The 22929-nt window shown below is 43.6% G+C and carries 17 protein-coding genes; 9 read left to right on the top strand and 8 right to left on the bottom strand.

Annotated elements, in window-relative coordinates:
- Nucleotides 1-80: 80 nt before the first annotated feature.
- From R7F67_RS21875 to R7F67_RS21885, 3 genes are all read right to left on the bottom strand, one after another.
- Nucleotides 81-851 (bottom strand): ABC transporter substrate-binding protein, encoded by a 771-nt coding sequence (locus R7F67_RS21875; RefSeq protein WP_005378437.1) that lies wholly within the window; start codon nucleotides 849-851, stop codon nucleotides 81-83.
- A gap of 83 nt (nucleotides 852-934) precedes the next feature.
- On the bottom strand, nucleotides 935-1705 hold the full coding sequence (locus tag R7F67_RS21880) for an ABC transporter ATP-binding protein (RefSeq protein WP_005378438.1): 771 nt from the start codon (nucleotides 1703-1705) through the stop codon (nucleotides 935-937).
- A gap of 264 nt (nucleotides 1706-1969) precedes the next feature.
- Nucleotides 1970-3445, bottom strand: coding sequence for a 54K polar flagellar sheath protein A (locus R7F67_RS21885; protein ID WP_256902827.1), 1476 nt, complete (start codon nucleotides 3443-3445; stop codon nucleotides 1970-1972).
- Between the two features lie 454 nt (nucleotides 3446-3899).
- On the opposite strand from R7F67_RS21885, the gene R7F67_RS21890 reads away from it, so the two are divergent.
- The 9 genes from R7F67_RS21890 to R7F67_RS21930 all read left to right on the top strand — a co-directional run bounded on the left by R7F67_RS21890 (nucleotide 3900) and on the right by R7F67_RS21930 (nucleotide 16885).
- Nucleotides 3900-5447 carry a DUF3360 family protein gene (locus R7F67_RS21890; RefSeq protein WP_005378441.1) on the top strand — a complete coding sequence of 516 codons (1548 nt, stop codon included), beginning with the start codon at nucleotides 3900-3902 and terminating at the stop codon, nucleotides 5445-5447.
- A gap of 303 nt (nucleotides 5448-5750) precedes the next feature.
- On the top strand, nucleotides 5751-8027 hold the full coding sequence (gene pflB, locus R7F67_RS21895; protein ID WP_005378442.1) for a formate C-acetyltransferase: 2277 nt from the start codon (nucleotides 5751-5753) through the stop codon (nucleotides 8025-8027).
- Between the two features lie 153 nt (nucleotides 8028-8180).
- Nucleotides 8181-9158, top strand: a complete 978-nt coding sequence (locus R7F67_RS21900; protein ID WP_258475620.1) for a lipid A deacylase LpxR family protein — start codon at nucleotides 8181-8183, stop codon at nucleotides 9156-9158.
- A 211-nt stretch (nucleotides 9159-9369) separates the two neighbouring features.
- Complete coding sequence (pflA, locus tag R7F67_RS21905; RefSeq protein WP_005387854.1) at nucleotides 9370-10110, top strand: pyruvate formate lyase 1-activating protein; 741 nt, start codon at nucleotides 9370-9372, stop codon at nucleotides 10108-10110.
- 154 nt (nucleotides 10111-10264) lie between these two features.
- Entirely contained in the window at nucleotides 10265-10930 is a 666-nt protein-coding gene (locus R7F67_RS21910; protein ID WP_053303246.1) for an energy-coupling factor ABC transporter permease, read from the top strand.
- A gap of 136 nt (nucleotides 10931-11066) precedes the next feature.
- A complete protein-coding gene (locus tag R7F67_RS21915) occupies nucleotides 11067-11567 on the top strand; it encodes a YfbU family protein (RefSeq protein ID WP_005378446.1) in 501 nt (166 codons plus the stop codon).
- A gap of 493 nt (nucleotides 11568-12060) precedes the next feature.
- Complete coding sequence (locus tag R7F67_RS21920; RefSeq protein ID WP_005378447.1) at nucleotides 12061-13995, top strand: PrkA family serine protein kinase; 1935 nt, start codon at nucleotides 12061-12063, stop codon at nucleotides 13993-13995.
- A gap of 47 nt (nucleotides 13996-14042) precedes the next feature.
- A complete protein-coding gene (locus R7F67_RS21925; protein ID WP_005378448.1) occupies nucleotides 14043-15314 on the top strand; it encodes a YeaH/YhbH family protein in 1272 nt (423 codons plus the stop codon).
- 11 nt (nucleotides 15315-15325) lie between these two features.
- A complete protein-coding gene (locus R7F67_RS21930) occupies nucleotides 15326-16885 on the top strand; it encodes a SpoVR family protein (RefSeq protein ID WP_005378449.1) in 1560 nt (519 codons plus the stop codon).
- A 79-nt stretch (nucleotides 16886-16964) separates the two neighbouring features.
- Here R7F67_RS21930 and kdsB read toward each other — a convergent pair whose 3' ends face one another.
- Genes kdsB through R7F67_RS21955 form a run of 5 tightly spaced genes read right to left on the bottom strand, consistent with a single transcriptional unit; the run spans nucleotide 16965 to nucleotide 22928 of the window.
- The gene (gene kdsB, locus R7F67_RS21935) at nucleotides 16965-17720 is read right to left on the bottom strand and encodes a 3-deoxy-manno-octulosonate cytidylyltransferase (protein WP_005378450.1); all 756 of its coding nucleotides are present in this window, start codon (nucleotides 17718-17720) and stop codon (nucleotides 16965-16967) included.
- Nucleotides 17720-17899: a Trm112 family protein gene (locus tag R7F67_RS21940; RefSeq protein ID WP_005378451.1), complete on the bottom strand. Its 180-nt coding sequence runs from the start codon at nucleotides 17897-17899 to the stop codon at nucleotides 17720-17722. The genes kdsB and R7F67_RS21940 overlap by 1 nt, the downstream gene beginning before the upstream one ends.
- Nucleotides 17880-18887, bottom strand: coding sequence for a tetraacyldisaccharide 4'-kinase (gene lpxK / locus R7F67_RS21945; protein ID WP_017820019.1), 1008 nt, complete (start codon nucleotides 18885-18887; stop codon nucleotides 17880-17882). The genes R7F67_RS21940 and lpxK overlap by 20 nt, the downstream gene beginning before the upstream one ends.
- Nucleotides 18888-18892: 5 nt before the next feature.
- Entirely contained in the window at nucleotides 18893-20641 is a 1749-nt protein-coding gene (gene msbA, locus R7F67_RS21950; protein ID WP_054575458.1) for a lipid A ABC transporter ATP-binding protein/permease MsbA, read from the bottom strand.
- A gap of 31 nt (nucleotides 20642-20672) precedes the next feature.
- Nucleotides 20673-22928: a DNA internalization-related competence protein ComEC/Rec2 gene (locus R7F67_RS21955; RefSeq protein ID WP_258475618.1), complete on the bottom strand. Its 2256-nt coding sequence runs from the start codon at nucleotides 22926-22928 to the stop codon at nucleotides 20673-20675.
- Nucleotide 22929 lies beyond the last annotated feature (1 nt).

Genomic DNA, 22929 nt, shown 5'->3' on the forward strand with positions numbered 1-22929 from the left:
GGTGAGTTCCTAATCCCTAAACTCAAAAAATCGACCGTTGACTACTTCTAGGAACAAGCCAACGGTCGCTTAATTACGGTTTATTCACCGTACACATCGTAGTTAAAGTATTTACCAGCAATTTCTTGGTAAACACCTTTCTCACGTAGTGAAATAATTGCTGCGTCGAGTTTCTTCGTCAGATCTTTGTCTTGTTTACGAACAGCGATACCCATACCTTCACCAAACCATTTTGGATCGGTTAACGATGGTCCAACAAACTCATAAGCTTCGCCACCTGCTTTGTTGATCACACCCTCTTCTAGAGCAGACGCATCACCTAAAACGGCAGCAATTCGACCATTTTCTAGATCAAGATACGCTTCATCAAAAGAGCCATAACGCACAATTTCAACATCATCGCCGTAGTTGTCAGTTAAGTACTTGTCATGTGTCGTCGCACGTTGCACGCCAATTTTGACATCTTTAAGATTATCAAAATCTAGACCCGCACCTTTCTTAGCGATAAATTTATTTGGGATTTGTGCGTACTTGCCAGTGAAATCGACTTTTTTCTTGCGCTCTTCAGTGATAGACATTGCTGCGATGATGGCATCGTACTTACGTGCAAGAAGAGAAGGGATAATACCATCCCAATCTTGAGCGACGATTTTGCACTTCACTTGCATCTCTTCACAGAGTGCATTTGCCATATCTACGTCAAAGCCTTTTATTGAGCCATCAGTTTCTGTCCAGCTAAACGGAGGGTAAGCACCTTCGATACCAAAGCGAACTGTTTTCCATTCTTTCGCTTGGGCAACACCTGATACTGCCGTTGCAGCAATCGTTGCTGCTAATAACCACTTTTTCATTTCCATACTCCTGTGATTGCTATTTTATTTCGTTTTGTTTGTTGTGTTGGCTTAGGAGGCAATAGTCTGCCGCCTAACAAATATTAGTAAATGGATGAGATAAACTGCTGTAATCGTTCTGAATCCGGGTTTGTAAATAGCTTAGCTGGATTTCCCTGTTCTTCCACTAAGCCTTGATGTAAAAACATCACATGGTTTGATACGTCACGCGCAAACGCCATTTCGTGCGTGACCACCAGCATAGTTCGCCCTTCATCTGCCAAATCTCTCATTACCCCCAGAACTTCTCCTACAAGTTCTGGGTCAAGCGCAGAAGTTGGCTCGTCAAACAACATCACCTCTGGGTCAACTGCTAGCGCACGGGCAATAGCTGCACGTTGCTGCTGACCACCAGATAAGTGCCCAGGGTAATAATCTTTACGCTCATACAAGCCTACTTTCTTAAGCAAGACTTCTGCATTTTCAATCGCTTGAGCTTTTGGCACGCCTAAGACATGAACAGGCGCCTCAATCACGTTTTCTAGTACGGTTAGGTGAGACCAGAGGTTGAAACCTTGGAAAACCATTGCCAGGCGTGAGCGAATACGTTGGACTTGCTTTTCATTAGCAGGAACAGATTCACCTGCTCTGTTGTTCTTCATTTGGATTAATTCACCATTTACCCAAATTTCGCCCGCGGTAGGCGTTTCTAGCAAGTTGATACATCTGAGAAAGGTACTCTTGCCTGAGCCGGAAGAGCCAATGATGGAGATAACATCTCCTTTGTGCGCGGCAAGTGAAATGCCTTTTAAAACTTCATTTTGTCCAAATGTTTTGTGCAGGTCTTTTATATCTAGCGCTGGTACATCATTCATGCGCCCTACTCCCTGTGTTTTTGTCACTGCAATTAAGGGACTCCGCCCTCTCTAATTCGGAACAAATTAGCACCGCCCCTTGAAACTTGCAACAAATTATTAACCTAAATAATTCGAATAGAAAGATACGATAGACAAATTAATATGCAATATATAGCAACATATTCTTCAAAAGTTGAATATTAAATATAAAAAAGCCCCTTTCAAAGGGGCTTAATAAATTTACAAAAGTGTTAATTGAAACCTATTCGAGGTCGCAATGAATTAATTAAAACGACTGACTACCAACGAGTTTGAAGTACGTAATGTCACTTCATTTTCCAAGCCTTCTTTTTCAGAAGTAATGATGCCATCTAGGTCTTCATCTAGTTCAGGCTCTGACGCTTCACCATTGGAGAAGAAGCTCATGAAAACTTTAGAATCAATATTACTATCTTCATTCACTACTAAAGCAGTGCGATTAAAATCGTCCGAAGCTGAAACTTTCAAACCGTTAACGGCCGATGTTGGGAAGTTGTAGTAATGCAATTCTGGAACAACAACAGAATCACTATCACTTGTTGTGAAAATGCGATGTGTGACTCTATAGTCGCCTGAAGTTGCAAAGTAAGCGACACGAGTAAAGCCTTCAGTAGAAGATGTTAAGCCCATGTCCAGATCAATCACGGACTCTGCACTTCCTTGCGCTGATACACTTGGTTTTGTGTTCGGCAGGTTATCAATATTTAAGTAAGCACTCGGATCAACGTCAATATCCCATCCGTCAGAGATCGTTTCGTTAAGTAGAGACTCCCAACCATTAACTTGATTCTCTGAGAACGCCATGTATACCCAAGTTTCTTTATTCGTTGCACTAGGGCGATTATATTCAACGGCCGTTTTATCCAGCTTCAACGCGTCATATGCAAAGCCGTTAGTAACAAAGCCAATGTTGAGCGAGTCGTAAGTATAGTCAGAAGACGAATAAATGTTTGACGTATTATCCGCTCTAACTAAGGCTATCTCACCAGTTCCCCACGAACCAATACCATACTGGTAAAGCGCTTTGTCACTTGAACCTGATTCATACTGAAACAATGCCGTTGGTTCACCTTTAAGCCCCATCAGTTCATCAGTAGGCAACATATCAGGGTTCGGAGACGTGAAAATATCGGTTTGCGAGACAAAGTTGTAATCTCCGCCACCTGATTCAGCGTTTCGGTAATCTAAGTTAGTAAACTTATTGCTTGCTAAGTTACCGCCAGTAAAGCATTTGTTCAAAGAGTCTCGGTTTAGTGCAAAAGTAGCATTACGTAGTTTCTTATCTTGCAAGAACTCTTTTGAAAACGTGTTTACGCGAGCTTCTTTGCCGTTAAATTCTATTGCTTGAAACGTTACAAAGCCGCCGTCAGGGATATCTTCAAGATAAAACTTAAAGTTATCAGTGGTAGGTTTGATAATGTCTCCGGATCTTTTGCCATCGGCATCAGAGTAGTAACCGATAACATAGTTGGTCACTTGCTCTTTTGACGCTGCACTGTAGGTTAAAACCGTTTTATCGCCGTTCAGCTCAGTTTTGTGGTCATATACAGTACAACCTTTCGTAGTTGCTTCACTTTCAGTCATTGTTGCTGGTATAGCAAAACCAAAAGTAAACGCAGTTTTCGGCGCTGCACCACCGCCACCGCCGCCACCGCCGCCGCAACCGACCATTAACCCTGAGATGATTGCCACTAGTGGCAGTACTTTAAGCTGTTTCATGTCTTTTTCCTAAACTGAGCGGCAATGATTAGCCAAAAAATTGTCTTTGCTCTGTCCAAAGCAAGAATAAAGCCAGCTTTATATAATCACCGTGAATATTGACATTTAATCTGCATCTCGTGCAAAAGGACAAAAAGTTCTAATTTTATGCAACTTGTGTAATGAAATTACACAAGATTTCCGCATCTCATTCGCATGCCAGAAACTTTCTGTAGTTTTATTTCACAACCATTCTTAAAGTGATCTAAATCAATCACCCTAAATGGCTATCTTGCTAGACTCCTGCCAAAAGATGAGGCTTTTTTTGGTGCCTCAACACAATAAGTTATTAGCTATGCTTAGGCACAGTGTCGACGTGTAACAAATCTAACAATAGCTAGCATAAGCGTGCCGCAGGATGCGGATTAACACAATTGAATGAAGAATTCATAACTTTTAAATATATGAGGAATCTATGTCAGACGCAGTTAACAAAACGCACTCTGATTCAGATATCGAGACCAAGAGCTACCGTGAGCTTCATCGTCCAGCATCTGAGTTCGCAAGCCGTTCAGACTACCTAGACCACGAACTACAAATTATGAAGCCACGTCGTTTTGGCTTGAACTTGCCAGGTCGTGACTTCCGCTTTGAGCTTGAAGACCTTGTTCCAGCACTTGCTGGTACTATCGGTATTATCGCAATGTACTCTGCGGTAATGATGTCTTGGGCTGAAGGTCTTACTGCAGCATGGGACCACGTAAACTTAGGCAAGGACTTTGCTATCGAAGTTGCGCGTGTAGAAATGCTCATCCCTGCACTTCTTTTCTGTGTACTTGCCTCTGGTTTTATTAACCCTAAAGCCAACCTAGCAGGCAACCACGGCCCAATGATCCCTCTTATTGGTACCATCGCTCTTGCTGGTGCTCACCCTCTTGCATTAGCAATTCTCATTGGTGTGTTTGGTTTGATTTTGAGCCTCTTAAAAGGTGGGTCAAAACTGGTTAACCTCACCTCTGAAGGTACGGCTGGTGGCCTTCTTATTTTCCTAGGTTTAACCGGAACCATGAGCCAAATTAACTCTATTCAAGCTTGGGCTGTTGGTTTGCAATCCGATACGGTTGCCGCTGGTAGCATGGGTTACATCGGTCTAATTGTTCTTGCGGTTACCATTGGCTTATACGCGTTCCTTGCTAAAGTGAACAAACGCTGGCTAGCGATCCCTGTTTGTGCCTTCACTGGGCTTGCAATCGCACTTGCTCTTGGCGCAGGCTTCGATATTAAATTCGTAACCGAGACAGGCCTTCCAAACCTAAATCCAATCTACTGGTGGGGTTCAACAGAAGAAGGTTGGATGCTTGGTCTTCCTAATATGGAACACTTCATCGCTTCTCTACCATTCGCCATTCTTGCGGTAGCAATGTGGTCACCTGACTTCTTGGGTCACCGTATCTTCCAAGAGATGAACTACCCACGTAAGAGTGAGAAAGTGCTGATGGACGTTGATGACACAATGACAATGTGTTCCGTTCGCCAAATGGTCGGTACTGCAGTGGGTGGTGGTAACATCACATCATCTTGGGGGACTTACATGATCCCTGCTGCAATCGCGAAACGCCCTATTCCTGCTGGTGCCATCTTACTAGGCTCTCTATGTATTATTGTTGCAATCCTTGGTTTTCCTATGGACGTTGCAGTATGGCCTCCAGTTATGCGCGTTGCTCTTCTCGTTGGTGTATCTCTACCACTGCTTGAAGCTGGCATGCAGATGGTGAAGGACTCGAAAGACTCACAAGCAGCAGGCATTTGTATCTTTGGTTCTGCCGTTGTTAATCCAGTTCTAGCTTGGGCACTAACTATGCTTTTAGATAACAACGGTTTAATTGGAGATAAAGAGCGCGCGTCTCGCCTATCATTTGTAGACAAGATTGTGATCCCAGTAAGCGTACTTGTTATCTGTTTAGTTGCTATGCTTGCAGTTGGTATGCTTGAAGGCCAGTATGGCATCCAAGCTTGGCTATAAGCTAGCAGTCCAGAAATTTGTGGGTAGCGCTCGTCGCTACCCCATTTTTATCGAGATTTTTGAGGATTTATTGATTTAGTTTAAGGTTTGCAAAAAAATTTTAGTTTAACCTCTAACTGTTGCTTAAAAAGAGAAACGTTAAAACTAGTGACAATATTTATAGTTTTGTAAATCGAATACGTAAATTTAAGACTATAAATATTGTTATTCATAAGAGTGTACTGTTCCCCTCTTTTATCTGGGGATAGCTGGCTCAACGGCGAAGCAGTACGTATTTTTTTCTACTAAAAAGGTAGGTATGTCATGGCAGAGCAATTTGCTAAAGCTTGGGAAGGTTTTGCTGCAGGCGACTGGCAAAACGAAGTAAACGTTCGTGATTTCATTCAGAAGAACTACACTCCGTACGAAGGCGACGAATCTTTCCTAGTTTCTGAAGGTACTGAAGCGACTAACAAGCTTTGGGCTAAGGTAATGGAAGGCATCAAACAAGAGAACGCGACTCACGCTCCTGTTGATTTTGATACTTCAGTTATCTCTACCATCACTGCTCACGATGCAGGCTACATCGAAAAAGACCTAGAAACTATCGTAGGTCTTCAAACTGACGCTCCCCTAAAACGTGCGATCATCCCTAACGGTGGTATCCGCATGGTTGAAGGTTCATGCAAAGCCTACGACCGCGAGCTAGACCCACAAGTTAAAAAAATCTATACAGAATACCGTAAAACTCACAACCAAGGCGTTTTCGATATCTACACTCCTCAAATCATGGCGTGTCGTAAATCTGGCGTACTGACTGGTCTTCCAGATGCATACGGTCGTGGTCGTATCATCGGTGACTACCGTCGTGTTGCTCTATACGGTATTGACTTCCTAATGAAGGATAAATTCGCGCAGTTCTCTTCTCTACAAGAGCGTTTTGAGAACGGCGAAGACCTACAAATGACAATGCAGCTTCGTGAAGAGATCGCAGAGCAACACCGTGCTCTAGGTCAAATCAAAGAAATGGCTGCAAAATACGGTTGTGATATTTCTCGTCCTGCTGAAACTGCGCAAGAAGCTATTCAGTGGACTTACTTCGGTTACCTAGCTGCTGTTAAATCTCAAAACGGTGCGGCTATGTCTCTAGGTCGTACTTCTACATTCCTAGACATCTTCATCGAACGTGATATCGCGGCTGGTAAGCTAACTGAAGAACAAGCTCAGGAAATGATCGACCACTTCGTAATGAAACTACGTATGGTTCGTTTCCTACGTACTCCTGAGTACGATGATCTATTCTCTGGCGACCCTATCTGGGCAACTGAGTCTATGGGTGGTATGGGTCTTGACGGTCGTACGCTAGTTACTCGTACAAACTTCCGTTTCCTAAACTCACTATACACTATGGGTCCTTCTCCAGAGCCAAACATCACTGTTCTTTGGTCTGAGCAACTACCTGAAGGCTTCAAGAAGTTCTGTGCGAAAGTATCTATCGATACTTCTTCTATTCAGTACGAAAATGACGACTTAATGCGTCCAGACATGAACTCCGACGACTACGCGATCGCATGTTGTGTATCTCCAATGGTTGTTGGTAAGCAAATGCAGTTCTTCGGTGCTCGTGCGAACCTTGCGAAAACAATGCTTTACACCATCAACGGTGGTGTGGATGAGAAGCTAAAAATCCAAGTTGGCCCGCAAATGCCTAAGATCGAAGGCGATGTTCTTAACTACGATGAACTGTGGGAGAAAATGGACCACTTCATGGATTGGCTAGCGAAACAATATGTGACTGCACTAAACGCTATCCACTTCATGCACGATAAGTACAGCTACGAAGCGGCGCTAATGGCTCTACACGACCGTGACGTTAAGCGTACTATGGCTTGTGGTATTGCTGGTCTATCTGTTGCAGCTGACTCACTATCTGCAATTAAATACGCAAAAGTTAAGCCAATTCGTGACGAAGACGGTCTAGCAATCGACTTCGAAATCGAAGGCGATTACCCTAAATTCGGTAACAACGACCCACGCGTTGATGACATTGCATGTGAACTTGTTTCTGTATTTATGGGCAAAATCCGTAAGCTTAAGACTTACCGTGATGCAATCCCTACTCAGTCAATTCTTACTATCACTTCAAACGTGGTTTACGGTAAGAAAACTGGTAACACGCCTGACGGTCGTCGTGCTGGTGCTCCATTTGCTCCAGGTGCAAACCCAATGCACGGTCGTGACGAGAAAGGTGCTGTAGCATCACTAACTTCAGTTGCTAAACTGCCGTTTGCTGACGCACAAGATGGTATCTCTTACACATTCTCTATCGTACCTAACGCACTAGGTAAAGATGAGGGTTCACAACGCGCTAACCTTGCTGGTCTTATGGATGGTTACTTCCACCACGAAGCGGGTATCGAAGGTGGTCAACACCTAAACGTGAACGTTCTTAACCGTGAAACTCTAGAAGACGCAGTTAAGCACCCAGAGAAATACCCTCAGCTAACAATCCGTGTATCTGGTTACGCTGTTCGCTTCAACTCTCTAACTGCAGAGCAACAAGCTGACGTAATCGCGCGTACATTCACTGAGTCTCTATAAGACTATAGCGAAATAACGTTCTAGTAATACAACAAAGGCTGATGCTAAGTAGCATCAGCCTTTTTTTATTTCTTGAATGAAAGTTGTGATATCGCGAAAGACTTTTGCCCGCATTCTTACGTATGATGCGAAAAAAGTTAGCAAATAAAGTCTATGAGATTTAGTAAATTAATTATTCTTACCCTTCTTTCTCCAGTTGCAATAGCATCCACTAAGTCTACGGTTTCTTTTACCATCGACAACGATGGTATTTTTGGCGTCGATCAAGACTATACGAATGGTGTTTTCCTTTCTTACGCGACAGACCAACTGACACAAGAAAGCCAATGGAAATGGCTGAGTCTAGCTAACTCAGAGCACGCCAATATCGATAAAATAGAGTTGGTTCTTGGCCACAAGATGTGGACTCCAAGCGACATTGAAGCCGATTATCCACTAATCAATGATCGCCCATATGCCGGTTACCTACACACCGAAATCAACTACCTTTCCCTAACGAGTGACAAAGCTGTACGGTACAATTTCACCATAGGAACTACGGGTGAAAGTTCGCTATCAGAAAAGGCGCAAGAAATCGTTCACGGCATAACAGGATCGACGGACCCTCAAGGTTGGGATTACCAGATTGAAGATAAAGTGGCGTTCAGCCTTGGTTACCGCGTATTTAACAAATTGATGCGCAGCGAAGAACAAAAAACACAATGGGAGATCACCAACATTAACGACATCAATGCGGGTAACTTCCGTAGTGATGTCTCTCAAGGCGTCATGTTTCGTTGGGGTACAAACCTAGCGAATAGCATCGGAGCCGCCAATATCAGTGTCGAAAGCCCTTTCTCAGCAAGTATGATCGCTCAGAACACGTCGAGTTGGTTCTTGTTCACCGGGTTTGAAGGTCGTTACCGCTTTAATGACATGACTATCGAAGGAGATCGTCCTGGCATTCCTGAACCGTCAGCGCCATACGACGTCACACTGCAAAATTGGCAAGCAAGTGCCGTCGCGGGGGTATCTTGGTACAACCAAAATCACGGTGCAAGCATCACCTTTACAATTAAAACACCGGATTATGAAGAAGCCCAAACCGATGTTTATGGGACAGGCTCGTTCTCCGTGTTCGCCTTTTTCTAAAAACTGGATTATCCCAGCATCGAAGTCAATCTAGATACACGGCAAGTTCTCGGGGTAGGTATTAACCACCTCGTGTTCAAGCGTTTATGTAGATTGGCTCCATCTATTTTCTTTCTTCAAATAACCTTGCCTTTAGTACCGACAAAGCTGTTTTAACCCTGCTTTTTGTAATAAAATAACAGCTAGAATTTACTAGTAATGAGAGCAAAAGATGTCAACAGCTGGTCGTATTCACTCATTTGAGTCATGTGGTACCGTAGACGGACCTGGTATTCGATTTATCGTCTTCTTGCAAGGTTGTTTAATGCGCTGTAAGTATTGCCATAACCGCGATACTTGGGACACGCATGATGGCAAAGAAGTCACGGTTGAAGAAATCATTTCCGAAGCGAAAAGTTACCGCCACTTCATGAATGCATCAGGTGGTGGCGTTACTTGTTCTGGCGGCGAAGCGATGCTTCAACCGGAATTCGTACGTGATTTTTTCCGCGCAGCTAAAACCGAAGGCATTCATACATGTCTAGATACTAACGGTTATGTTCGTAAGCACACTGATGTTATCGATGAAGTACTGGATGCAACAGACTTAGTCATGCTTGACATCAAACACATGAAAGACGAAGTGCACCAAGATCTCATCGGTGTATCCAACCGACGCACATTGGACTTTGCTCGTTACTTGCAAAAAATCGGAAAGAAAACATGGATTCGCTATGTCGTCGTGCCTGGTTACACAGATGACCCAGAAGCAGCACACATGCTTGGTGAATTTATTAAAGACATGGATAACATCGAAAAGGTCGAGTTACTTCCTTACCACAAATTAGGGGCTCATAAGTGGGAAGCGTTAGGCTTAGAATACCCACTCGAAGGCGTAAACCCGCCACCGAAAGAAACCATGGATGAAATTCAATCCATTCTTGCTCAATACAACGATAACGTAAAATACTAAGTGAACCGCAAGACTAACCTCTTTAAAATACCAGCTTATTGCTGGTATTTTTTTGATTATATCTAAGCCTTATCAGTGAGTTTCTCTGCGGTCATTTAGGTATAAAAAGAACGATAGAAATGATTGCGTCATGTTCGCATAGGAAGGAAGTAACATGGATTTGTTTAACTTAGGCTCTCTTGTTGTCTCAATTTGGATAGTAGTAGTCTACTGCCTACCAGATTGGAAAAAAGTCGTTTGGCCCAAACTGGAAAAAGAGAAAGGATTTCAGCACCTCGTTTTTGCAACGCTCTTCTTTTTCAGTATTCTATGGGCCGCTCAAGCAGGTGTAAAAGAAGGATTACAGATTCATTTTCTTGCACTAACAACGCTGACGATGATGTATGGTTGGCGCATGGCATTTCTACTCAGCATTCCCGCTATGTTGGTCAACCACCTACTACATGATGTGTCCTTGCTACTCTTACCCACGTCGTTAGTTCTATCTGCCCTAATTCCGATTTTCATTAGTTACTTAGTGTTTCTTCTGAGTTACCACTACTTGCCACGAAACATTTTTGTTTTCATCTTCGTTGCTGGATTTTTCAATGGCGCGATAACAGGAAGTCTGCACCTCATCATTAACTCTTTTTATCACCTATCAGTTGGTCACTACGATTGGGAAACCATTCAACATAACTACTTTGTTTTTGTGCCGTTGCTCGCCTTTCCAGAAGGTCTATTAAATGGTATGGCACTGGCGGTTTTAACCGTATTCAAGCCAGAGTGGCTGAGAGTATTTTCAGACCGAGACTACATATACAATCATTACCATAAATAAGTGTTTTCAAACTGGTCAAAAGTGACAGTTCTTGCCATTTTTTAGTATTAAATATGTGTTGAGATCATGTTTCACTCATGTCTTAAGCGTTAACCTAAGCACATTAAAAATGTATTAGATATCTAGTGAGGTCACCATGGAAATGTCAAACGCTCAACGTTTGATTCTATCAAACCAATACAACCTTATGTCTCAACTTGATCCAAGTAATGCGGCCAAATACAAACGCTTACAAACGATCGTTGAACGTGGTTATGAACTACAAATGCGAGAGTTGAACAAAGATTTCGGCTGCCTCTCAGAAGCAGAGTGTCGTGAGATCATCGACGTTATGGAGATGTATCATGCGATGCAAGAATCTTACAACATGCTAGACGATGAAGATCGCAGCAACGTAGATCAGCGCCGCTTGAAGTTCTTGGGATTTGATATTGCTTCAGAAGCGCAACAAGTACATTACGTACGTTTTCTCATCGATTCTGAAGGTTTGTACCCTCAGTTTGACAAGGCAGATCATCACTTTAACAGCCAAATGCCGATGCTAGATAAATACCGCCGTATGCTGCAAACTTGGCGTAACTGCCCTCGTCAGTATCATTTATGTGAAAACGAACTAGCGCAAATCTTCAGCGCATAAAATGGTCGTCTAAGAATGAGGAGAGCGCCCGCTCTCCTTGTTATTTACCCTGTCACAAACTTATCTAAGACTTTGCTCTCTTCCTACCTCTTTCACTTGCCTTGCTCAATGTAGAACAACGAATCACTGAGACTCTTCTGTCTTTGCCAAATATTTGATTTCTATTGCACCTATTCACGACATAAATTCGTCCTTAATAAAAGAGTGATTCAAATTTCACTTTTACAATAAATTCATAATTGTTAAGCAAAATTGCAAATCCCCGACTAGGCTTAAGTAGAGAAAGGCTGTGATTGAAAAATTCATATCCACCGCTCACCGTTGTAACGAAAAAACCGTCCATAAAGCAAAGTCTTTGGTGTCGCCAATCTTACATTCTGTACGAACCAAATGTGATAACAGGACGTATATTCAAACAACAACGAGCATAACTGTTGGTGGAAAGCCTGAATCAACGTTCGTCGGTAGACTGACTATTAAAGGGGAAAGCGACATGAGTATTTTCGACCACTATCAATCAAGATATGAAGCTGCAAAAGATGAAGAGATGTCGTTACAGGAGTTTTTAGCCCTGTGTAAAGATGACAAAAGCGCTTATGCTAATGCAGCAGAACGCCTACTGATGGCGATTGGTGAACCAGAGATAATCGATACGGCAAAGGATCCGAGACTAAGCCGAATCTTCTCGAATCGTGTTATCTCTCGTTATGAAACCTTTAAAGACTTTTATGGCATGGAAGATGCCATAGAACAAATTGTGTCTTACCTAAAACATGCGGCGCAAGGCCTAGAAGAGCGTAAGCAGATTCTTTACTTACTCGGCCCTGTAGGTGGCGGTAAGTCTTCGCTTGCAGAAAAGCTTAAGGCTCTGATGGAACAGATGCCTATTTATGTTCTTACTGCTAACGGCGAACGCAGCCCAGTGAATGACCATCCATTCTGCCTATTCAAAGCCACAGAAGATGGCGATATTTTGAAAAAAGAATATGGCATCGAGCACCGTTATCTTCGCTCGATCATGTCTCCTTGGGCCGCTAAACGTCTTCACGAGTTTGGTGGTGATATCACCAAATTTAAAGTAGTGAAAGTACGCCCTTCTATCCTTGACCAAATCGGTATTGCCAAAACTGAACCAGGCGATGAAAACAACCAAGATATCTCATCATTGGTTGGTAAAGTCGATATTCGTAAGCTTGAACACTATTCGCAAGACGATCCAGACGCTTACAGCTACTCCGGTGCGCTGTGTAAAGCAAACCAAGGTTTAATGGAATTCGTTGAGATGTTCAAAGCACCAATCAAAGTGCTTCACCCGCTGTTAACAGCAACGCAAGAAGGCAACTTCAACGGTACAGAAGGCCTTTCTGCGATTCCATTCGACGGTATGATTCTGGCTCACTCAAACGAATCTGAGTGGCAGACCTTCCGTAACAACAAGAACAATGAAGCGTTCTTGGACCGTGTTTATATTGTGAAAGTACCTTACTGTCTACGTGTTTCAGAAGAAGTCAAAATCTACCAAAAACTTCTCGAAAACAGTGAGTTGTCTCAAGCCCCTTGTTCACCAAGCACGCTCGAGACTCTGGCACAATTCAGTATTCTTTCTCGACTTAAAGAGCCTGAAAACTCGTCCATCTTCTCTAAGATGCGCGTATACGACGGTGAAACGCTGAAAGATACGGATCCAAAGGCAAAAAGCTATCAAGAGTATCGTGATTATGCTGGTGTCGATGAAGGCATGAACGGTCTCTCAACACGTTTTGCCTTTAAGATTTTGTCACGCGTATTTAACTTCGACCAAACCGAAGTGGCAGCCAACCCTGTACATCTATTCTATGTGATTGAACAACAGGTTGAGCGCGAACAGTTCCCTGCTGAAACAGCAGAGAAATATCTCGAGTTCTTGAAAGGCTACCTAGTACCTCGATACGTTGAATTTATCGGTAAAGAGATTCAGACCGCTTATCTTGAGTCTTACTCTGAATACGGCCAAAACATCTTCGACCGATATGTCACCTATGCAGACTTCTGGATTCAAGACCAAGAGTACCGAGATCCAGAAACTGGTCAGCTATTTGATCGCTCTTCACTGAATGCTGAGCTAGAGAAGATCGAAAAAACAGCTGGTATTTCTAACCCGAAAGATTTCCGAAACGAAATCGTTAACTTTGTGCTTCGTGCGAAAGCGAATAACAATGGTCAAAACCCGGTTTGGACCAGCTACGAAAAACTGCGCACAGTAATCGAGAAGAAAATGTTCTCCAATACCGAAGAGCTACTTCCGGTTATCTCATTTAATGCGAAAACCTCTTCTGAAGATCAGAAGAAGCATGACGACTTTGTCGCTCGCATGATGGAAAAAGGCTATACCGAGAAACAGGTTCGCCTACTTTCTGAGTGGTACCTACGAGTACGTAAGTCATCCTAACCCAGTATTGAGTTAGGTCGCTTGTGAAACATGAAGAGGGCTATTTCATGGCGCAATTTATAGACCGAAGGCTCAATGGCAAGAACAAGAGCGCTGTTAATCGACAGCGCTTCTTGAAGCGCCACAAAGAGCAAATAAAAGAGTCGGTAGCAGACGCAGTGAATCGACGCTCGATTACGAATACGGAAACGGGCGAAGACGTCTCTATCCCTCACAAAGACATCAATGAGCCTATATTTCATCAAGGCAAAGGTGGTGTTCGCGAACGAGTTCATCCCGGTAACGATCAATTTATTACTGGTGATAAAATTGAGCGTCCCAAAGGTGGCGGTCAGGGTAGCGGCTCAGGAGAAGGGAACGCCAGTCCAGATGGAGAAGGCCAAGACGAATTTGTATTCCAAATATCAAAAGATGAGTACCTCGATATTTTGTTCGAAGATCTCGAGCTGCCTAATCTAGAAAAAAACCAAATTGCCAAAATCACTGAATGGAAAACACACCGTGCAGGCTTTCAAACTGCCGGTATCCCTTCCAATATCGCCGTAGTACGTTCTCTGCAACAATCTCTTGCGCGCCGTACTGCAATGACTGCCGGTAAAAAACGACTTCTTAAAGAGTTAGAAGACGAACTTGCTCGCATCAAAAATATTGAACCTGCTCAGCAGTTTGAAGAGAACCGCTTGAAGGCTGAAATTGAAGAACTGCGCAAGAAAATCGAAAGCGTGCCGTTCATCGATACCTTCGACTTACGCTTCAAGAACTATGAGAAACGCCCGGTACCATCGAGCCAAGCGGTCATGTTCTGTCTAATGGACGTATCCGGTTCGATGGATCAGGCAACGAAAGACATCGCAAAACGCTTCTATGTTCTTTTGTACTTGTTCTTAACTCGTACCTACGAGAATGTCGAAGTCGTCTTTATCCGCCACCATACCCAAGCGAAGGAAGTGGACGAGCACGAATTTTTCTACTCACAAGAAACCGGGGGTACCATTGTATCTAGCGCACTCAAGTTAATGGATGAAATAGTAAAAGAGCGATACCCGATTGGTCAGTGGAACATATATGCAGCTCAAGCATCCGACGGTGACAACTGGGCAGATGATTCGCCAAGGTGCCGGGATCTATTAGTGAACAAATTACTTCCAAACTGTCAGTACTACTCTTACATAGAGATCACACGGCGCTCGCACCAAACTCTATGGCATGAGTACGAAAAACTCACTGAAGAGTTTCCTAATTTCGCAATGAAAAACATTCGCTCTGTGGAGGATATTTTCCCAGTCTTTCGTGAACTATTCCAAAAAGAAACGGCGTAAGGAGGCTAGCGATGAATACCGCAACGAGAAACCTCTCAGGAGAGGCGCCTAAGAAGCGTAACAGTAAAGTGTTGCCAGATGGACCAGATTGGACATTTGAGCTGTTAGAGCGATACCACAAAGAAATTAAGCGTGTCGCGGAGCATTATCGCCTAGACACTTACCCTAACCAAATAGAAGTGATTACTTCAGAACAGATGATGGATGCCTACTCAAGTATCGGCATGCCAATCAATTACAACCACTGGTCATTTGGTAAAAAATTCATTCAAACAGAGCAGAACTATAAACATGGTCAAATGGGGTTAGCCTACGAGATTGTGATTAACTCCGACCCTTGTATTGCTTATTTGATGGAAGAAAATACGGTAACAATGCAAGCACTCGTTATAGCGCACGCGTGTTACGGCCATAACTCTTTTTTCAAAGGTAATTACCTATTCCAAACGTGGACTGACGCCAGTTCTATTATCGACTATCTGCTGTTCGCCAAAAAGTACTTAGCCGAATGTGAAGAACGATATGGCGTAAAAGAAGTGGAAAAGCTGCTCGACTCTTGTCACGCGTTAATGAACTTTGGTGTAGACCGCTACAAGCGTCCAGAGAAAATCTCAATTACAGAGGAAAAAGCAAGACAAGAAGAACGCGAAGCATACCTACAATCTCAAGTTAATGAGCTTTGGCGCACGGTACCAACAGCCAAGACGAAAGAGGAAGACATTAAAGAGCGATTCCCAAGCGAGCCTCAGGAAAACTTGCTCTACTTCTTCGAAAAACATGCGCCGTTGCTAGAGCCATGGCAACGTGAAGTTGTTCGGATCGTCCGTAAGATCAGTCAGTATTTTTATCCGCAAAAACAAACGCAAGTCATGAATGAAGGCTGGGCAACGTTCTGGCACTACACCATACTCAACCATCTTTATGATGAGGGCTTGGTGTCTGAAAAGTTCATTCTAGAGTTCTTACATAGCCACACCAGTGTCGTGGCTCAGCCGCCTTATAACAGTCCTTACTTTAATGGCATTAACCCCTACGCGTTAGGCTTTGCCATGTTCCGAGATATTAAGCGTATCTGCGAAGAACCAACTGATGAGGACAAGGAGTGGTTTCCAGATTTAGCAGGAACCGACTGGTTAGATGCAGTGCATTTCGCGATGCATAATTTCAAAGATGAAAGCTTTATTAGCCAATACCTTTCTCCGAAATTAATGCGTGATTTCAAGCTGTTTGCGATCAACGATGATGACCATAAGAACTTTATTGAAGTCGCTGCTATACACGATGAGATGGGTTATAAACGCATTAGAGAAACCTTAGCCGCTCAGTATAACTTATCTAATCTTGAACCAAATATTCAGGTGTTTAATGTCGATGTCCGTGGTGATCGATCGCTTACGTTGCAGTACGTTCCTCACAACCGCATCCCACTTGATGATAGTTACGAAGAAGTTCTAAAGCACGTGTACCGATTATGGGGCTTTGATGTCATTCTCCAAGAAGTGAAAGACACCGGTCACCGAGAGGTGTTAGCAACCTGCCCTAAACGGAACCAATACGACACTAACATTTAACTAATACCTCGATACAAGTAAAACAAAAAGGCTCCTAATTCAGGAGCCTTGTTTATTCTTAAATCTATATGAGCATTTGTTACGCTTGCTTCGCAACAATCGCGCGCACGGCTTCTAGGTCTTCGGGCGTATCAACCCCTGCCGCTGGTGCTTCTTTCGCTACCGCCACATGAATTTTTTCACCGTACCAAAGCACTCGCAGTTGCTCAAGACACTCAATCTGCTCTAATGCACTTGGTGCCCAGTTGACATACGTATTAATGAAACCAGCTCGATAAGCATAAATACCAATATGACGCATTAATGGGTTGGCAATAGTTTTGTCTTGTTTAGCAAAGTTATCGCGATCCCAAGGGATGGTTGCTCGACTAAAGTACAACGCATAGCCTTGCTCATCTGCGACAACTTTAACAGCGTTCGGGTTGAACACTTCCTCTTCCGAGTCTATTTCTACAGCTAGCGTCGCCATCGGAGCTTCACACCCAGATAAGTTATCAGCAACCTGACGAATGATGGACGGCGGAATCAAAGGCTCATCCCCTTGCACATTAACAATAATGTGGTCTGACGGAATAGCCATCTTTTCAACAACTTCGGCAAGACGCTCCGTACCTGATTCGTGGTGGGGAGAGGTCATACAAACTTTACCACCAAATGACGAAACCGCTTTCGCAACACGCTCGTCATCAGTTGCAACGATGACATCTTCCGCACCCGCTTGTAGCGCTTGTTCATAAACCCACTGAACCATAGGCTTACCACCAATATCCGCTAGCGGTTTACCAGGCAAACGGCTCGATGCGTAGCGCGAGGGGATGACAACCGTAAAAGACATTAGCGTCCCTCATCCATGCTCATAGTGCGAGCTTCAGGCTCTAGCAGAACTGGAATACCCTCTTTGATCGGGTAAGCAAGGCGATCCAATTTGCAGATCAACTCTTGATTATCTTTATCGTACGTCAGCTTACCTTTGCAAACAGGGCAAGCTACAATCTCAAGTAGACGGTGATCCATAAGCCGCTTTAACCTCTTTTATTCTATTTAAAATTTGCTCTGCATCGTTTGATTCAAACTGGGCAGATACAGGCAGATACCACCAATTATCTTGCGCATAATGGCTGCACTTGACGGCATCTTTCTCGGTCATAACCACATTGGTCCCTTGTTGAGCCAATGCTTCTAATTCTTGTTGATCAAAGTCTTGATGGTCAGCAAAACCTTTTGTGACTTTAACATCTGCGTTCATCGAGTTTAGTGTATGAAAAAAACGCGGAGGATGCCCAATGCCCGCAAATGCGACGAGATCTTTCAACTCCGAGACATCCACATGTTGCTTAGTCTTAAGATTAATAGCTTTAGAGGGTGCTAAAGCCATTGCGATTTCGCCCGTATGCGCTTGACCGCCATTGGTGATGATAAAGTCGACTTCTTTAAGTCGCTCAATACCTTCACGTAAAGGACCTAATGGAATCAGGCTTTCATTCCCAAACCGGCGATTCCCATCCACAATCACTAACTCAATATCACGGCCTAACGCATAATGTTGTAATCCATCATCCGTAATTATGATATCCACATCCAAATCTAGCAGTGCTTTCACTGCATTTGAACGCACAGGATCTACCGCAACAGGTGCTCCTGTACGGCGATGAATCAACTTAGGTTCATCGCCACAATGCTTCGCTGGCGTATCTTCTTTTAGCACTAACGGATAGGCAGGAGCCTTTGCCCCATAACCACGAGAAACAACCCCCGGCTTAAAGCCCATTTGCTGTAGTTGCTCAACAAGCCACACAACAACTGGTGTTTTACCATTGCCACCAGCAGTGATATTGCCAACCACAACAACAGGTATTGGCGCATTATAAGCTTGCTTGCGGCCAGTTTGGTATTGCTTTCGCTTTGACTTGCTTATCGTTCCAAATAATAAACTCAGTGGCCACAAAAGCGGCCACAAGAGGTATTTTATTGGATGGTTTTCAAACCAGATTTTTTCAATCACCGCGCTTATTCACCAAACTGAATACGATGCAATTGTGCATACGCACCATTTTTCTTAATAAGCTCAGCGTGGTTGCCACGTTCAATGATGGCACCATCATCAACCACAAGAATTTCATCGGCTTTCTCGATTGTGGATAAGCGGTGCGCTATTACAAGTACCGTTTTGTCTTTTTGCAGCTCATCAAGTGCAGCTTGAATAGCTCGCTCGGATTCGGTATCCAAAGCCGAAGTTGCCTCATCAAGAATCAGCACTGGAGCATCACGCAATAGAGCTCGCGCAATCGCAACACGTTGGCGTTGACCACCAGACAAGCTAGCACCATTTTCACCAATCATGGTATCAAGTCCATCATCCATTTTGCCGATGAACTCCATCGCATGCGCGAGTGTTGCCGCTTTCTCGATATCACTGCGCTCGTATTGGCCATCCGTTGCGTACGCAATATTGTTTGCTATCGTGTCATTAAACAAATGAACATTTTGCGATACTAGTGCAAATTGCTGACGTAAATTCTTTAGCTCGTAATCACGAATATCATGCCCATCTAATGTGATAGATCCACTGTCAACATCATAGAAGCGGTTGAACAAGTTCGCGATGGTACTTTTACCTGAGCCAGAACGGCCAACTAGCGCCACCGTTTTTCCTCTTGGAATATCGAAGCTGACATTTTCCAATGCTGGTTTTTCTGCACCAGTGTAAGTAAAGCTTACGTTTTTAACTGAAACATCGCCATTTGCGCGTTCAACTGTCAACTTACCTTCGTTTTTCTCAGGCTCGAGGTCAATTAACGCGAAGAGCGTTTGGCTCGCGGCCATACCACGTTGGAACTGAGAAGTAACGTTAGTCAGCGCTTTAAGTGGGCGCATCAGACCAAACATTGCAGAGAACACAACAGTAAATGTACCTGGAGTCAGTTGCTCTTTAATCGAATCAATACTTGCTAAATAAAGAACGGCAACAATTGCAAGTGATGCAATCATTTGGATGATAGGGTTAGCCGCCGCTTGAGCCGTCACCAACTTCATGCTTTGTTGACGCATTTGGTTGCTGACTTTTTCAAATCGTTTACGTTCGATGTCTTGGCCGCCATAGCTCAACACAACTTTATGGCCTTTCAGCATCTGCTCTGCTGATGCAGTTACGTTACCCATCATGGTCTGCATATTTTTGGATATTTTTCTAAAACGTTTAGAAACAACACCAATACCCCATGCTACAACGGGAGCAACAGCAAACAGCACTAGCGACAATTGCCAGCTGTTGTAAAACATCAAAACTAACAGACCAATGATACTTGCACCTTCACGGACAATGCTCACCAACGCTTGGCTAGTTGCCGCTGACACTTGCTCTGAGTCGTAGGTTATACGCGACAATAAATTGCCCGTCTTTTCCTTATCAAAGTAAGACACTGGCATATGCATAAAGTGATTGAACACCATGCGACGGACTTGCATAACTACGTTGCCAGATACCCAGCTCAAACAGTAGGTGGAGACAAATCCACTTATGCCACGGATGAACATCATGGCAAAAATAATCAATGGAAGCGTGCGTAAAAAATCAGATTCAGCGTTCCCAAAACCTTCATCGAGTAGTGGTTTTAGCAGGGAAATCATATAGGTATCTGATATGGCATTAATAACTAATGCAATGACTGCAACGACAAGACCTGACTTATAAAGGCGAATAAATTGCCATAGACGCTTAAACGTCTGCCAAGTCGTTTCATCAGTATTTATCGACATAGAAGTGCTTTATTTTCTTACATTAAGACTCTCATTCTACTCCCTTACGCAGCATCTGCCTATACCAAGGCTCAAATGTATCGCTACGTTTGGTTTCTGAGCGCCAATTATCACGGTGAATAAAGAAGCTTACCTGACCACCCTCACCAGTATCAAGCCAAGTAATGCCAAGCTTTCGGTATGAAGCAACGACATTTTCCGCTGGCATTCCCCATCGATTGTTTTTTGCTAAAGAAGCAACCGCCACACTCGGGCTCACCGCCTCGATAAATCGAGGATTCGATGAACTTTTGCTCCCGTGGTGAGGGACTAGCATCACATCGCTTTGTAACTTTCCGGGTTCTCTAAGCAAAATCCACTCGCTAATGGCCTCAATATCACCAGTAAAAAGCATACTAAAGTTAGAAATAGGGTCAGTAAGTCGTAATACACAGGAGTGCGGATTATACGCACGTTGAACAAGTGCAGGAGGCCAGAGCACTTCCATGTTTAATCCTTGCCATTTCCATTGGTCGCCTCTAGTGCAAGGCTCATATTCGATAAAGAATTGACTACTAAGTTTACGTTGTGGAGAAAAGGCATCTTCAATGAAAAAGCGGCCGCCTGCGTGATCATTATCGGAATGGCTTAGAATCAGTGTATCTATGCTTTCATAACCTCGTTGATGCAAAACCGGAGTGACGACCTGCTCTGCGATACTGCCACTTTGCCATGCTTTACCAGTGTCATACAGCAACACCTTGTCGTCTTTTTCTACAACCACTGCAAGGCCATGACCTACATCTAATACATCGATACGCCAATGCGGTTCATACTCCGATGCAAGCTTGATACTAATAACGATGCCGAGTAACAAATACCACGCGTACTGAGACATGAACCGTTGAAATATTAAGCAAACCACTATCGCCATAACCAGCATTGTCATTTCCATGCTAATAGGTTGCCAAGAACCTATTGCGTACTGTATTGACGTGCTCAATGGCTGTAATGACCAGTCCACCAAATGCCACAGAGGCTTCGCTATCATTTCAAGAAACAAAGATGAGAACAGGGCTAGAAACATCAAAGGTACAACGATAAATCCGAACCAAGGAATAAATACCAAGTTGTAGGCTATTGAGGACAAACTAAAACCGGAGAAGAAATGGCCACTAACAGGTACGATTAAAGCGCTCAACATCAATTGAGTAAGCAATAACGCTTTTAATCGCGCTTTCCAACCTCCCCTTTGATGTCGAATCAAATTAATTGCGAACAATACCGCACAAACGGAGAGGTATGATAACCAAAAGCTCATGCTGTAGGATGCAAAAGGTTGGACAAGCAGTTGTAGAGATACGGCAAGCAAAAGAACTCGCCAAGAAGTCCAGTGCACCAGAGTATACTTCAGGAGAACGTAAACAACGCATACCGACACTGCTCGCGTAGTAGGCAGAGAGAAATCCGCTAACCAAGCGTAGGCAACAGCGAAGATCAGCCCATATAAGCTAGGTAACAACTGGTATTGGGGTAATAGATAACGAACGGTACCGCCCACGACTAGCCCAAAAGTAAACGCCATACCAATATGTAAACCAGAAATGGAGACCAAATGCAGTAAACCACTGTCCCTGAGCGCTTGCCAATCTTCCTTAGACAACCAAGAACGGTCAGCAAAAACTAACGCACTTATTAACGAGAAATGATGAAGGGAAGACACATCATCAGCGACATCGGCAATAATGGATTGACGCAGAGATACATTAGAACGAACAATCCACTTAGCATCTTTGTTAACAACCGCTCGGGCGATAATATTTTTACCCATCGCGTGCTTTTCAGCATCAAAGCCAGCTTCGTTGCGTAGACCTGTAATCGGCTTTAACGAGATGGATGTCGTAAACTCACTGTTAACATCGAGTGGAAAAGGCGTAATAAGACGGATTTTAGGTTTAAGAAAAGGTAACAGAGTTTGAGAATTTACCGCTTCTATAGCGACAATACCTTCATAACCGTGACTTATTTGCGTAAAAGGGCTGTCAACTTTACCAATTATGGTAATATTCTCCCCTGCTTGAAAAAGGGCTTGTCTCTGAGACTCCAATACATTGCCGTGGACGATGACAACCATAAAGCCCGCAATTGCGCCTATGCTAATTAAGCCACGACGTAATTTGATTATTGAGCCAGTGGTTATTATTCCCAGCAGCAACCAACGCCAATCTGGTATTGTCGGCCACCAAGCCGACGAGATTACGCTCGCTACAAATAACGCCAAGGTCCAACTTTTTTCTGAGAGAGTCATG

Origin of the sequence: Vibrio sp. YT-17, assembly GCF_033337375.1 — a bacterium.
GTDB lineage: Bacteria > Pseudomonadota > Gammaproteobacteria > Enterobacterales > Vibrionaceae > Vibrio > Vibrio alginolyticus.